We start from the raw sequence: 13,753 nt of genomic DNA on the forward strand, positions 1-13,753 counted from the left end.
GGTATTTTTTGCGTGGGGGGTCCCCGGGGGCGCCGACCCCGGGCGTCTTGGGCGGACTCAACGGCCGGTCCCGCCCCGGCGGGCGGCGGTACCGGCCTTTCATCGTCGGTGGTGCGCTCTGTCCGCGCCGCTCCTAGTGCTGCGAGCGGCGGCTGCGGGCCGAGATCAACAGGGCCAGCGGGATCAGCAGCAGGACCACCGGGATCAGGACCGCCAGGATGGCCGGGGAGGTGAGGATTTCTCCCGGTGTCATGGCGGAGGTGCGTTCCATCATGGTTCCGGCGCCGGCGGAGATTTCACCGTTGCCGTCGGCGAGCGTGACGGTGCCGTCGGCCAGCTTCCCGTTGCCTTCAGCCAGGTCCGCGGCGCCGGTCTTCAGCGTGGTGGTGCCGTCCTTGAGCGTCTTGGCGCCGTCGTCCAGCTTGACCATGCCTTCGTTCAGGGAATCGGAGCCGGAGAGCAGGCGGCCGGAGCCGTCGGCCAGCTTCGCGTTGCCTTCGGAGAGCGAATAGGCGCCGGCTTCCAGCGTGCCGAGGCCCGTGGTGAGGGTTCCTGCTCCGTTGGCGAGCTTCGCGTTGCCTTCGGAGAGGCTGTAGGCGCCGGACTCCAGGGTCACGAGGCCCTGGTTGAGGTTCTGTGCCCCTGCCTGCAGGGTCTTTGCGCCGGAGGTCAGGTCGGCCCCGCCTGCAGCCAGCTGTCCTGCGCCGGCCTGGAGCTTGGGTGCACCTGCAGCAATTGCTTCGGCGCCCGTTGCCAGTGCGGGCGCCTTCTCGTCGAGCTGAGCCAATCCGCCGGCGAGCAGCTGTGAACCTCCCAAGAGTCCCTTTTCAGGAACGAATGTGCCTGTCTCTTCTTGGAACCCCTTCAGGCCGAGATCAATCCCAACTACAAGTCGCTCTAAACCTTCGAGCTTGTCAGCGGCCTTAATGAGTTTGGCCCCCATCGGTGTAGCCGCGCCGCCAACTAGAACCGCGGCCCCGCGTAGCTCAGCGGCACCAGCGGATGTGCCGTTCGGGCTGTACTCAGAGAGGTCATCAGCGATCTGGGCAGCGACGCTGGTTGTTGCATCTCCGGGGACCTGGGGCGTATTGATAACTCCGTAGACCCTTTGGACGCCAGCAGAAAGGCCGCCAGCCCCTTCAGACAGCTGCGCGATTGCAGCTACGGCTTCGTCAGCACCGGTGGCCAGCTGCGCAGAACCGTCAACCAACGGCTGCATCTCTGACTGCAGCTGCTGGGCACCCGCAGTGAGCTGCTCGGCACCGGCAACCAGTTGGCCGCTGCCCCCGGCAACCTTTTCCGAACCTTCACGGGCAGTGGTCGCGCCGGTAGCAAGCTGGTTGGCACCTTCCGAGGCAGCGTACGCACCATTGGCCAGAGTCGAAGCACCCGTGTAGGCATTCGTGGCGCCGGTGGCGAGCTTGTTGGCACCCTCGGAAGCGGCAGCAGCGCCGTCGTTCAGGGTGGCCGCGCCCTCGTTCAATGACGTGGCGCCGGTCTTGGCGGTACCGATGCCCTTGGCCAGGGTGTCGGCGCCGTCGTCCAGCTTCGCGCTGCCGGCAGCAACCTTGTCGGCACCTTCCTTCGCAGCAGCAGCGCCGTCCTTCAGGTCACCGGCACCGGCGGAGGCGCGCTCCGCCCCTTCGGACAGCTGGGCAGCACCGTTGGAGACCTGGTTCGTAAAGAGCACAAAGAAGGTCAGCAACAAGACCAGGAACAGGGCCAGGAGGCCGGTCAGGATGGTGTGCGGCCGGTTAGTGGACCGGCCGGACGTGGAACTCGTCATTGAATATCCCTTTTCTGGTTCTACTTCGGTCTTGAGACCGCTCGGACTGCGGGCAGTGCCGTGCGGCCCCCGCCTTCGTGGTGCGACGTCCGGGTCTGCCCTGCGTTATGTGGTGTCTTTTGCAGGGGTTACCGGCCGGTAGGAATGTGATGTCGGTTACATCTAACTTACTCTTCGGTAACAACGCAAGGGTTTCGGAAAAATAGTTACCCGCCGGTAGGTTGCAGTTCCCGCACGAGTGTGGTCTCACGTCAGGCGGCGTGTCGGATACCCCGGCGGGACGGAATGCACCATGCTGGGGCGCACAGGCCGGGGGCGCCCGGGGGGCCCCCGGCCAGCCAAATGACGTGCTGTGCGAACTGGGAGTGCATTATGAGCTGGCTGGACCGTGACCGCATCATCGCCCCGCCGGGATTCAACCGCTGGCTGATCCCTCCGGCAGCGCTTGCCGTTCACCTCTGCATCGGCCAGGCCTACGCCACCAGCGTGTACAAGACCGCACTGGTGGAGTACTTCGATGCCAGCCTCACGCAGATCGGCGTGATCTTCTCCGTCGCCATCGTGATGCTGGGCCTCTCGGCAGCCATCATGGGTACCTGGGTGGACCGGAATGGTCCCCGCAAGGCCATGTTCGTCTCGGCAGTCTTCTGGTCCGGCGGCTTTATGGTCGGGGCACTGGGCATCTTCACCCAGCAGCTCTGGCTCGTCTACGTGGGCTACGGATTCCTTGGCGGCATCGGGCTGGGCATCGGTTATATCTCTCCCGTCTCCACCCTGATCAAATGGTTTCCTGACCGGCCCGGCCTCGCCACAGGCATGGCAATCATGGGCTTTGGCGGCGGCGCGTTGATAGCGAGCCCCGTTTCCTCGGCCCTGCTGGCCTTCTACGATCCGGACTCCGGATCCGAAGGATGGGTAGCCAGCGGCGACGCCGTCGGCAAGCTTTTCCTCACGCTCGGCGTCGTCTACCTGCTCTATATGCTTTACGGGGCATGGACCATCCGGGTGCCCGCAGACGACTGGAAGCCAAAGGGCTTCGACCCGGCCACCGTGGCAAAGAAGCCGCTGGTCACCACATCCAATGTGTCGGCGTCGAACGCCATCAAGACGAAGCAGTTCTGGCTGGTCTGGATCGTGCTGTTCTGCAATGTCACGGCGGGCATCGGCATCCTGGAGCAAGCCGCACCGATGATCCAGGACTTCTTCCGCCAGCCCGACGGTGCCTCACTGGTCACCGCAGCGGTGGCGGGCGGCTTCGTCGGCCTGCTCTCCATCGGCAACATGGGCGGCCGGTTCGTCTGGTCCTCCACCTCCGACATCATCGGCCGCAAACGGATCTACATGGTCTACCTCGGGGTGGGTGCTGTCTGCTACGTGCTGCTGGCGCTCTTCGGATCCACGTCCACCATCCTGTACGTGCTGCTGGCCTTCGTGATCCTCTCCTTCTACGGAGGCGGATTCGCTACCGTTCCGGCCTACCTGCGGGACCTGTTCGGCACGTTCCAGGTGGGGGCCATCCACGGCCGGCTCCTCACCGCGTGGTCCGCCGCCGGAATAGCCGGACCGCTGATCGTGAATTCGTTCCTGGATGCGCAGGGAACACCGGGTGAACTGACCGCCGAGGCCTACCAGCCGGCACTGCTGACCATGGTGGGACTGCTCATCATCGGTTTCATCGCCAACCTGCTGATCAAACCGGTGTCCGACAAGTACCACGAGTCCACGGGCAAGCCGCAGGCCGCATCAGATGCCCCCGCAGACGGGCAGCAGCCCGAGGCTAAAACCGCCGTACAGGAAGGAAACCGATGAGCAAGGTTCAACTAACCATTAGCTGGGCGCTGGTAGGCATCCCACTGGCCTACGGCGTTTTCCAGACGCTCACCAAGGCCGCAGCACTCTTCGGCTGAAGGAATGCACGGCCCGGGCAGCCCCAGCAGGCGCCGCGGGCTGTGCATTTCGCGCAGCGGTGCAACGCTTAAAGGGCAAATCCATCCACCCGTGCGGGCGGGATCTGTCGGCGCGGAGTTAGGAGTACGCCATGAAGGCTCTTCAGTATCGCAGCATCGGCTCCGCCCCCGAAGTCGTGGAGATCGACACTCCGGAGCCCGGACCCGGGCAGATCCGCTTGAAGGTGACAGCGGCCGGCGTGTGCCATTCGGACGAGTACATCATGTCCCTGCCTGAGGATGAGTACGTCTACGGCCTGCCCCTGACGCTGGGCCATGAAGGCGCCGGAACGGTGGACATGATCGGCGCGGGCGTGAAGTTCATCGAAGAAGGGCAGCCGATGGCCATCTACGGGCCCTGGGGCTGCGGGATCTGCTACGAATGCTCCTCGGGCCGGGAGAACTACTGCCGGAACGCAGCCAAATTCGGCATCGCACCTCCCGGGCTCGGTGCACCCGGAGCCATGGCCGAGTACATCATTGTGGACAGCTCCCGGCACCTGATTCCACTCGGCGACCTGGACCCGGTGAAGAACGTTTCCCTGACAGATGCGGGGTTGACGCCCTATCACGGAATCAAGGGATCCCTGGAGAAGCTGCACTCCGGTGCCACCGCCGTCGTTATTGGCGTGGGCGGCCTGGGGCACGTGGCCATCCAGATCCTCCGCGCACTCACCAGCGCCACGGTCGTTGCGCTGGACATTGACGAAGCAAAGCTGAATCTCGCCAGCGACGTCGGTGCCCAGTACACCTTCCCGTCCGAAGCCGGTGCAGCGACCATGGTCAGCGACCTTACCGATGGCCTGGGCGTTGACGCCGTCTTCGACTTCGTGGCCAACCAGGCCACCCTGGACCTGGGCCAGGCAATGGTCCGCCCGCAGGGCGACCACGTGCTGCTCGGAGCCGGCGCCGGAACCCTGAAGGTAGGACTGGTGTCGGGGGCCGCCTGGGATGTGTCCGTGCGATCGCCATACTGGGGTTCGCGGACTGAGCTGTTCGAAGTCCTGGATCTGGCCCGGCGCGGACACGTCACCGTGCACACCGAGGTCTTTTCACTCGACGACGCTCCGGCAGCCTACGAGAAGCTGAAGAACAACCAACTACTCGGACGTGCCGTCGTCGTTCCGTAATTCTCCCGGTCGGCGAATCAGGCCGAGCCGCCGGCAATCAGCAGACCGCCGTCGAGCGTGAGGATCTGTCCGGTGACCCAGGCGGCGTCGTCGGACGCCAGGAAGGCCGCTCCGGCCGCGACATCCTCCGGGCTGCCCAGCCGGTTCAAGGGATAGGACCCCGCAACCTTCTCCTCGCGGCCTTCATACAGGGCGCGGGAGAAGCGGGTCCTGACGACGGCGGGAGCCAGCGCGTTCACGCGCACTGCCGGTGCCAGTTCGACGGCGAGGGAGCGGGTGAGCTGTTCCAGCGCGGCCTTGCTGATCCCGTACCAGGCGATGCCCTTGGCCGGTGTCTGGGCGCTCACGGAGGACATGTTGATCACCGACCCGCCTCCGTCCAGGAAGCCGGCCCGGGGATGCCTGCACGCCGCCTGCACCCAGCCCAGGGCGGCCAGGACATTCACTTCCGTTATCTTCCGCGCCGCATCCAGATCCAGATCCAGCAGCGGACCGTAGACCGGATTCGTGCCCGCATTGTTCACGAGGACATCCAGCCGGCCGAACTCCCGGGCCGCCAGATCGAGGACCTCGCGCTGATGAATGGGATCTGCTGCGTTCCCCGCGGCCGTCAGGACCGTCCCGTCCGGGAAACCCTCAGCTGCGTCCAGGAGGAGAGGCTCCTCGCGGGCGGTCAGGATCACGCGGGCACCTTCGTCCACGAACCGCCGGGCAATGGCAAGGCCAATGCCGCGGCTGGCGCCGGTGACGACGGCGGTGCGGCCTTCCAGCCGGCGGGAGCGGCCGGGCCCCTGTCCGGCGGAGCTGTTCACGAAGGTCCCTCCCGATTGGCAGCCGTCTGGCTGGGGCGAGTCTTGTCCAGGGGCTGCAGGCGTGTCAAGGCATGCGGTCGGCATATTCGGACGGGTCAAAGCCCCCGCGTTCCATTGACGCCCAGGACAGCGTGTCATTAGGGTCGAGCACAACCTCAGCGGCGATGGCGCCACTGGATCCAGCCAGGGGAGGGCCACCCATGCCGCTCTATGCCTACCGCTGTTCCCACTGCAGCGATTTTGAACTCCATTCACCCATGCAGCAGGTTCGCGATGAGGTTCCCTGCCCGGACTGCGGCGGCGCGTCGAAACGGCTCATCTCCGCGCCTTACCTTTCCAAGGCCTCCTCGAGTGCCTGGAAACTGATCGAAGGCACCGCACGCACTGCCGCGGAACCAGCAGTGGTGACTTCGCCCGGGGCGCGGCCCCGCCGAAGCAGCGGGACAACCTCCAATCCGCTGCACCAAAAGCTCCCCAGGCCTGACTAGATCCTCAGGCCTGACTAGATCCTCAGGCCAGACTCAGGACGCAGTATTCCCTCAAAGGAGAAATCATGCCGAAAGCCGTCTTCCCGCTGGATTCGTCGAAAAAGTTCGAGGACCAGGAAAAACTGGGCCATAACCGGTGGCACCCGGACATCCCGCCGGTGGCCGTGGTGAAGCCTGGAGAGTCCTTCCGCGTTGACTGCAGGGAATGGTTCGACGGCGCGATCGTCAACGACGATTCTGCCGAGGACATCCTGAACGCACCCCTGCTTACCGTGCACAAACTCAGTGGCCCCTTCGGCGTGGAAGGTGCCAAGCCGGGAGACCTGCTGGTAGTGGACATCCTCGACGTCGGGCCCATTCCGCAGGAGGATTCCGGCCCGCTGGCGGGTCAGGGCTGGGGATACACCGGGATCTTCGCAAAAGAGAACGGCGGCGGCTTCCTCACCGACCAGTTCCCGGACGCCTACAAGGCCATCTGGGACTTCGAGGGCCAGACCGCAGCTTCCCGCCACGTTCCGGGGGTCTCTTTTACCGGCCTGATCCACCCGGGCCTGATGGGTACTGCGCCGTCGGCCGCCCTGCTCGCGAAGTGGAACAAGCGAGAGGGCGACCTCATCGCCACGGACCCGCACCGGGTGCCGCCGCTGGCGCTGCCGCCCGAAGCTGAACATGCCGTACTGGGTGGTCTGCCGCGGGAGGACTGGGCCCGGGTGGGCGGCGAGGCGGCGCGCACCGCACCACCGCGGGAGAACGGCGGCAACCAGGACATCAAGAACCTCTCCAAGGGGTCCCGGATCTTCTACCCAGTCTTCGTGGACGGCGCCAACCTGTCGGTGGGGGACCTCCACTTCTCCCAGGGCGACGGCGAGATCACCTTCTGCGGCGCCATCGAGATGGGCGGATTCATCGACCTGCGCGTGGACATCATCAAGGACGGGATGGACACGTACGGCGTCCACGAGAACGCGATCTTTATGCCCGGCAACGTGGACCCGCAGTTCAGTGAGTGGATAGCGTTTTCCGGCACATCGGTAACGCTCGACGGCGAGCAGCGGTACCTGGATTCGCACCTGTCCTACCAGCGGGCGTGCCTGCACGCGATCGACTACCTGACCAAGTTCGGCTACAGCCCGGAGCAGGCGTACCTGCTGCTCGGAGCCGCGCCGATCGAGGGCCGGCTGTCCGGGGTGGTGGACATCCCGAACTCCTGTTCCACGGTCTACATCCCCACGTCGATCTTCGACTTCGACGTGCGTCCGTCGGCCTCCGGGCCGTTCCAGGTTGATCCGGGCATCGGCGCGCCGAGGGCATCCAGCCGCTGACCTGTTGTGCCGGCAGGCTGCCTGCCCCGGGAAACGTCCCGGGCAGGCAGCCTGTGCCAGCTACCGGTAGTTCCGGTGCAGGTTCTCCTTCGGGGTGCCGTCCGTGGCCGTGGTAGAGATCCAGGGGCCGGTGCCCTCGGACTGGTCCAGCACTCCCTCTTCCAGCCAGGTGTAGTTCCCCGCGAGGACCTTCTTGGACAGCCGGTGGTCCTCAGGATCCGAGTTGTTCCAGAGCTCGGTGAACAGGGCGTCCACCCGCACCCGGGACTGGGCGCAGAAGGTGTCGGCCAGCTCGAAGGCCGAGGCACCTTCAGCCGGATCCTGCCGCCGGATGGTCTCGGCCTTCATGCAGGACGCGGACATGGCGAAAAGCTCCGCGCCGATGTCCACGATCCGTCCGAGGAATGCCTGGTGGTGTTCCAGCCCGGCCTGCCAGCGTGCCATGCCGTAGAAGGTGGAGCGGGCAAGCCTGCGGGAGGCGCGTTCGGCGAAGCGCAGATGTTTGGCCAGCGGCCCAAATTCGGCGTACGACGTCGGCACGTTGCCGTGGCCGACGGCCAGGGTGGGCAGCCACTTGCCGTAGAAGCCGCTGGCTTTGGCGCCTGCCTTCACCTTGCTGGTCAGGGATGCGTCCGCGACGGCCAGGTCGCCGGCGGCTTTCAGGTGGGCATCCACTGCTTCCCGGGCAATCAGCAGGTGCATGATCTCCGTGGAACCTTCGAAGACGCGGTTGATGCGCAGGTCGCGAAGCTGCTGCTCGGCCGCCACGGCTCGTTCGCCGCGGGCAGCGAGGGAGGCTGCTGTCTCGAACCCGCGTCCGCCGCGGACCTGGACCAGCTCATCGGCAATGTTGTAGGCCATTTCGCTGGCCCACAGCTTCGCCAACGCTGCTTCGATACGGATGTCCTTGGTTCCGGCGTCGGCCATTTCCGCCGAGAGCTCGAACACCGCCTCCAGGGCGAACGTGGTGGCGGCAATGAAGGAAAGTTTCTTGCCCACGGCCTCGTGCCTGCCAATAGGCCGGCCCCACTGCTCGCGGGCACCGGACCAGCCGCGGGCGATCTTCAGCGACCACTTGCCTCCTGCAGCACACATGGCCGGGATGGACAGCCGCCCGGTGTTCAGCGTTGTCAGGGCGATCTTCAGTCCCTGGCCTTCCTTGCCCACCCGATTCGCGGCCGGGACCCGCACGCCGCGCAGCCGGGTGACACCGTTTTCAATGCCGCGCAGGCCCATGAAGTTGTTGCGGTTCTCCACGGTGATGCCCGGAGCGTCCATCTCCACGATGAAGGCGCTGATGCCGCCCCTCTGGCCGTCGTGCGCCGGGACAGCCGCCATGACTACCACCAGTTCAGCGATCACGCCGTTGGTGGTCCAGAGCTTCACGCCGTCCAGCACATATTCGCTTCCGTCTTCGGAGGGCACCGCCGTGGTGCGCATCCTCGCCGGGTCCGAACCGACGTCCGGCTCCGTGAGCAGGAAGGCGGTGATGGCCCCCGAGGCGCAGCGCGGCAGGTATTCCCGGCGCTGTTCCTCAGTGCCGAAGACCTTGACCGGTTCCGGAACGCCGATGGAAAGATCCGCGGAAACGAGAGCGCCGAGACTGGGATGGACGGTGCCCAGGATCATCAGGGCGCGCCCGTAGTACAGCAGTGAAAGGCCCAGGCCGCCGTACTTTTGCGGGATCTTGATCCCGAAGACACCCAGCTCGGCCAGTCCCGCCAGGTACTCATCCGGAATGACGCCGGTTCGTTCAATGAGCTGGCCGTCCAAGGCAGCGCAGTACTCGGTCAGGTCCGCGAGGAACTTCTCAGACCGCTCCACCTCGGCGGGAGGGAGGGGTGGATGCGGCCGGATCAGGGAGAGGTCGAAATCGCCCATGTAGATTCCCTTGGCGAAACTGGGCCGCTGCTCATCGGTAATTCGGGACGCTTCGGCGACGTCGCGCGCGTCCTTTTCACTCACGCTGCGTTCGCGCAGCCTGCGGACTGAATCGTCTTCTCCGGTATTTTGGGCATCCTGCAAGTTCGTGGAACTCATGTGTTTCCCCTAGGTCAGGGCCGCTCCCCCTGCAGCCTCGGCTGGCTGTGCCGACCATGCTACGCGTTCCTACTGACCGGTAAAGGGGAAGCGGTAAGAACAGGAGTACGCCGTGATGAAACACCTTTCGCGGCGCCGGCCGCCGCCCGCAGCGCAGCGGAACGCAGCACAGAATCGCCTGCGGGTGGACGCCGCCGCCGAAACGGGTAGGGTACCGGGCATGGCTTGGATGGAGACGGAACGGCAGGCACTCGTGCAGACGCTTCACGGCACCGACCCGGACGCGCCCACTCTGTGCGCGGGATGGAACGTTTCGCGGCTGCTGGCCCATCTGGTCCTGCGGGACCAGGAACCCTGGAAGCTCGCCGGTGATGTGCTGCGCCGTGATCCTCCGGGCCGGGAGAAGGCGCTCGGGCTCCTGGTCGAAGAAGCACGCACCGACGCCGGCTACCGTGCACTGGTTGACCGCTTCGCGGCCGGCCCGGCGGCCTGGTCACCGGTGGGCTGGGGCGGGGATGCAGCCAATCTCATCGAGTACGTGGTGCACCACGAAGACATCCGCCGCGGCGCAGGGGACGTGCCGCCCCGTGAACTGCCGCGCGGAGAGGAAGCCGAGCTGAGGCGCCGGCTTCCCGTGATGGCCAAGCTCAGCTATCTGCGCAGTCCCGTCGGCGTCGTGCTGGAACTGCCAACCGGGGAACAGACACGGGTCCGGTCAGGCGGGACGTACGTGACGGTCTCCGGCGGGATCGTTGAACTGGTCCTTCACACGATGGGACGCAGGAGAAACGCCCGGGTGGACATCGCGGGCGATTTCGAGGCACAGCGGGCATTTGCACGCTTCACAGCCCCCGGATAAGTCCCGGGGTTGACACCTGCCCCCCGGTGGCGGTTTGGATTGTAAGTATACTGAGAATTCGGACGCCAAAGTAAAGCTATCTCAGGGGGACCAGGGAATGCAGAACGAGGGGGATTGGGAAGCCATCCGCTTGCTGTCCACGGCCGCGAGGATGCTGCGCCGCGAGATGGATAACAGGCTGCGAGCCATGGGGCTCACCCAGGAACGTGTCACAGCATTGAAAGTCCTGCGTGATGCGGGGCCGATGCGGCGGGCGGAGCTGGCCAGAAGATTGCGTGTGACGGCGCAGACGCTGGGTACAACGCTCGTGAGCATGCGCGAACAAGGGCTCGTTAAGGAACTTGGTGACGGGGCCGGAGATGCTCCCCGCCGGGCTGTGGAGATCTCTGAGCACGGCCGCGTGGCCTTGGACGACGCGATCAAGCTGGAGGGCCAGAGCCTCACCGCCGAGCTCCGGCCGGCGCTGCGGAAGGAGCTGATCACGCTGATCACCGAACTCGAGAGCAGCCGCCAGTACGGCATCGCCGGGACAGCCGGAGCCTCCTAGGGAATCCGCCGGCAGGCAGGTACACGGCTGCGCGGTAACGTTGAATCCATGAGTGAAGGTATCCGGGTAGCGGCAGCGGACGAAATCGGTGAGGGCGAGGCGGTTACCGTCGATGCGCGTACTGCGGGGACGGCGGATGACATCGCCGTCTTCCACAGCGACGACGGCAATTTCTACGCCCTCAATGACACCTGCACCCATGAAGAGGCGTCGCTGGCCGAAGGCTGGATTGAAGACGGCGAGGTGGAATGCCCCGTGCATTCGGCCCGCTTCTGCCTCAAGACGGGGCAGGCGCTGTGCCTTCCGGCCACGGTGGACGCGGTGGCGCACCGGGTGGAAGTCGTTGATGGAGACGTCATCCTTCACCCGGGCGACGCTCCCGCCGGTTCCTAGCGGTGGAAGGGATCTCTTTCGGTGCCGTCCGGTCCGTGCTGATTATCGGCGCCGGTCCGGCAGGGTTTAGTGCTGCCGCGGAACTGCGCCGCCGGGGCTTCGACGGGACGATTGACCTGATCGATCCGTCGGGGGAGGCCTACGACAGGCCGCCGCTCAGCAAGGCCTACCTGGCCGGCACCCTGGATCATGATGCCCTTGCCCTGGCCGGCCCGGACTGGTTCCGGGAGAACTCCGTCCGTATCATTGCAGGCACAGCAGAGCGCATCGCCCCGGACAACGGTACCGTCACCCTGGCCGGAGGTGGCGAGATGTACGCCGACGTCCTGCTCCTGGCTACCGGAGGAACGGCGCGCAAGCCGCTGTTCCCCGGTGCTTCACTGGTCCACACGCTGCGTAAGAGGGACGACGCCGATGCGCTCCGGGCGGCGCTCGGCCCCGATAAGCGGCTGGTCGTCATCGGCGCGGGACTGATCGGCGCGGAAGTGGCCTCCACCGCCGTGTCTCTGGGGTCCGCCGTCGTGCTCATCGATCCGGTGCCCGTTCCGCTGGTGCCGGCCGTGGGCCCGGAACTGGCTGCCCACCTGCATGGAATGCATGCCGCCGCCGGGGTCGAAACGCGGACAGGGCTCCCCGTTGACGTCGTGGAAGAGGGCGAGGGCCTGGCCGTGCTCATGGATGACGGGTCGTTGATAGCGGCCGACGCCGTCCTCGCCGCAGTCGGCATGGAACCCGACACCGCGCTCGCCGAGGCGGCCGGGATCAGCGTGGACGGCGGCGTGCTCGTTGACGACCTCGGCCGCACGAGCCATCCGCGCGTTTTCGCCGCCGGGGATGCTGTCCGCCGGACGGCTGCCGGAATGCCGGAACGCCGGAGTGAGCACTGGGATGCGGCCGTCCGTTCGGGCCAGGCCGCCGCCGCAGGAATCCTGGGGCAGGAGGCGGAAGCGGATCCCGTGCCGTGGTTCTGGACCGACCGCTATGGTGTGCACGTCGAAGCCGTGGGCAGCCTGAACGGCAAAGGCACATCCGTGAGCCGCGGAATCCCGGGCCCGGGTTACCTCGTCTTCCACGTGTCACCGGCCGGCACTCTGGCTGGCGCTGCGGGGATCGATGCAGGACAAGCGCTTCGAGCGGCACGCAGGCTGATTGCGCTCGGCACGCCTGTGGACCCGCGTGAACTCGCCGATCCAGAGACCGACCTGCGACGCCTGGCCCGGTCCCGCCGCTGACGCCGGCGCGGCATGGCGAACGCCATATCTGGATTAGGGCACATCTGCGTTGCGTATTTAGGGTATCCGTAGGTTAGCCTTACCTTGCCGAATAAACGTCCGGCATCTCCCGTCCACATACTGCACTATCGAGGAGCCCAAATGGCCCTGTCCCGCCTGCGCAGCCTTGCGGCCGCCGCCGCCGTCGCCGCGCTGTCCCTGTCTGCCTGCTCCACCGGTTCCACGTCGGATGCGGGCACCGGAAGCACTGCCGGCTCCAGCGACCAGTTCCCGGTCACCATTGAGCACGCTTTCGGTGAAACGACGATCGAATCTGCGCCGGAGCGCGTGGCAACCGTTTCCTGGGTGAACACGGACACGGCCCTGGCCCTCGGCGTCGTGCCCGTTGGCATGCCGCTGTATGAGTGGGGCGGGAATGAAAACGGCACGACGCCGTGGATCGACGACGCGCTCGAGGAACTCGGCGCTCCCATCGGCTCCGAAGACGCGCCGGTCCAGTACTCCGAGACCGACGGCATCAACTTCGACGAGATCGCTGCCACCACTCCTGACGTCATCCTGGCTGCGTACTCCGGCATCACTGAAGAGGAGTACAAGAAGCTCAGCGCGATCGCTCCCGTCGTCGCCTACCCCGAGACGCCGTATTACACGTCCTGGCAGGATTCGGCAGCGATGATCGGCGAAGCCCTCGGCAAGAGCGACGAAGCAGCCCAGCTGGTCGAGGACACGGAAAAGGCCATTGCCGACAAGGCCGCCGAGTACCCCGATCTCGCCGGGACCAGCTTCATTTACGGCAACCTGGATACCACCGCCGGTGCCGACCAGATTTCCATCTACACCTCCGGTGACAACCGGCCGAAGTTCCTGAAGGAGCTGGGCATGGTCCAGGCGCCGATCGTGGATGAAAACGCGCCGGAGGATGCCTTCTACCTCACCTGGTCGCCGGAGCGTGCCAATGAGCTGGAGGCGGACCTCTTCGTGAGCTGGGTTGCCGATGATGCCGCCAAGGATGCCATCACCGCCGATCCGCTGCTGAGCCAGATTCCTGCGCTCAAAAACGGAGGTCTGGTTGCTGATTCCGACAACACGCTGACGCTGTCCATTTCGGCAGCCAACGTGCTGAGCATTCCCTATGCACTGGACAACTTCGTTCCCCTGCTCGGCGAGGCTGCAGCGCAGGTCAAGTAGGCCGCTGCGC

General features: G+C 65.8%; 13 protein-coding genes. 10 read left to right on the forward strand and 3 right to left on the reverse strand.

The features are described 5' to 3' along the window. Nucleotides 1–133: 133 nt before the first annotated feature. Complete coding sequence (locus TVB01_RS00900) at nucleotides 134–1,786, reverse strand: hypothetical protein (protein WP_422453392.1); 1,653 nt, start codon at nucleotides 1,784–1,786, stop codon at nucleotides 134–136. Nucleotides 1,787–2,158: 372 nt separating this feature from the next. On the opposite strand from TVB01_RS00900, the gene TVB01_RS00905 reads away from it, so the two are divergent. From TVB01_RS00905 to TVB01_RS00915, 3 genes are all read left to right on the forward strand, one after another. Beyond that, the gene (locus tag TVB01_RS00905) at nucleotides 2,159–3,595 is read left to right on the forward strand and encodes an OFA family MFS transporter (RefSeq protein ID WP_422453394.1); all 1,437 of its coding nucleotides are present in this window, start codon (nucleotides 2,159–2,161) and stop codon (nucleotides 3,593–3,595) included. Continuing rightward, entirely contained in the window at nucleotides 3,592–3,693 is a 102-nt protein-coding gene (locus tag TVB01_RS00910) for an MFS transporter small subunit (protein WP_422453396.1), read from the forward strand. The genes TVB01_RS00905 and TVB01_RS00910 overlap by 4 nt, the downstream gene beginning before the upstream one ends. 131 nt (nucleotides 3,694–3,824) lie before the next feature. Next, nucleotides 3,825–4,862, forward strand: a complete 1,038-nt coding sequence (locus TVB01_RS00915; protein WP_422453398.1) for an NAD(P)-dependent alcohol dehydrogenase — start codon at nucleotides 3,825–3,827, stop codon at nucleotides 4,860–4,862. Between the two features lie 17 nt (nucleotides 4,863–4,879). Here the strand turns inward: TVB01_RS00915 and TVB01_RS00920 are convergent, their stop codons facing one another. Continuing rightward, complete coding sequence (locus tag TVB01_RS00920; protein ID WP_422453400.1) at nucleotides 4,880–5,674, reverse strand: SDR family oxidoreductase; 795 nt, start codon at nucleotides 5,672–5,674, stop codon at nucleotides 4,880–4,882. 200 nt (nucleotides 5,675–5,874) lie between these two features. Here TVB01_RS00920 and TVB01_RS00925 point away from each other — a divergent pair, with 200 nt between their 5' ends. Continuing rightward, nucleotides 5,875–6,162, forward strand: a complete 288-nt coding sequence (locus tag TVB01_RS00925) for an FmdB family zinc ribbon protein (RefSeq protein ID WP_422453401.1) — start codon at nucleotides 5,875–5,877, stop codon at nucleotides 6,160–6,162. Between the two features lie 65 nt (nucleotides 6,163–6,227). Further along, nucleotides 6,228–7,484 (forward strand): formamidase, encoded by a 1,257-nt coding sequence (fmdA, locus tag TVB01_RS00930; protein ID WP_422453402.1) that lies wholly within the window; start codon nucleotides 6,228–6,230, stop codon nucleotides 7,482–7,484. Between the two features lie 60 nt (nucleotides 7,485–7,544). Here the strand turns inward: fmdA and TVB01_RS00935 are convergent, their stop codons facing one another. Further along, a complete protein-coding gene (locus tag TVB01_RS00935) occupies nucleotides 7,545–9,524 on the reverse strand; it encodes an acyl-CoA dehydrogenase family protein (protein WP_422453403.1) in 1,980 nt (659 codons plus the stop codon). A gap of 220 nt (nucleotides 9,525–9,744) precedes the next feature. Between TVB01_RS00935 and TVB01_RS00940 the strand changes: the two genes are divergently transcribed. The 5 genes from TVB01_RS00940 (at nucleotide 9,745) to TVB01_RS00960 (ending at nucleotide 13,743) form a co-directional block, all read left to right on the forward strand. Beyond that, nucleotides 9,745–10,383 carry a TIGR03085 family metal-binding protein gene (locus TVB01_RS00940; protein ID WP_422453404.1) on the forward strand — a complete coding sequence of 213 codons (639 nt, stop codon included), beginning with the start codon at nucleotides 9,745–9,747 and terminating at the stop codon, nucleotides 10,381–10,383. A 97-nt stretch (nucleotides 10,384–10,480) separates the two neighbouring features. Next, on the forward strand, nucleotides 10,481–10,930 hold the full coding sequence (locus TVB01_RS00945) for a hypothetical protein (protein WP_422453405.1): 450 nt from the start codon (nucleotides 10,481–10,483) through the stop codon (nucleotides 10,928–10,930). Between the two features lie 48 nt (nucleotides 10,931–10,978). Further along, nucleotides 10,979–11,323: a bifunctional 3-phenylpropionate/cinnamic acid dioxygenase ferredoxin subunit gene (locus tag TVB01_RS00950; RefSeq protein ID WP_422453406.1), complete on the forward strand. Its 345-nt coding sequence runs from the start codon at nucleotides 10,979–10,981 to the stop codon at nucleotides 11,321–11,323. 2 nt (nucleotides 11,324–11,325) lie between these two features. Beyond that, nucleotides 11,326–12,555 carry an NAD(P)/FAD-dependent oxidoreductase gene (locus TVB01_RS00955; protein ID WP_422453407.1) on the forward strand — a complete coding sequence of 410 codons (1,230 nt, stop codon included), beginning with the start codon at nucleotides 11,326–11,328 and terminating at the stop codon, nucleotides 12,553–12,555. 141 nt (nucleotides 12,556–12,696) lie between these two features. Next, nucleotides 12,697–13,743 carry an iron-siderophore ABC transporter substrate-binding protein gene (locus TVB01_RS00960; protein ID WP_422453409.1) on the forward strand — a complete coding sequence of 349 codons (1,047 nt, stop codon included), beginning with the start codon at nucleotides 12,697–12,699 and terminating at the stop codon, nucleotides 13,741–13,743. Nucleotides 13,744–13,753 lie beyond the last annotated feature (10 nt).

Source organism: Arthrobacter sp. 7Tela_A1 (assembly GCF_049311065.1).
Classification (GTDB): domain Bacteria; phylum Actinomycetota; class Actinomycetes; order Actinomycetales; family Micrococcaceae; genus Arthrobacter_B.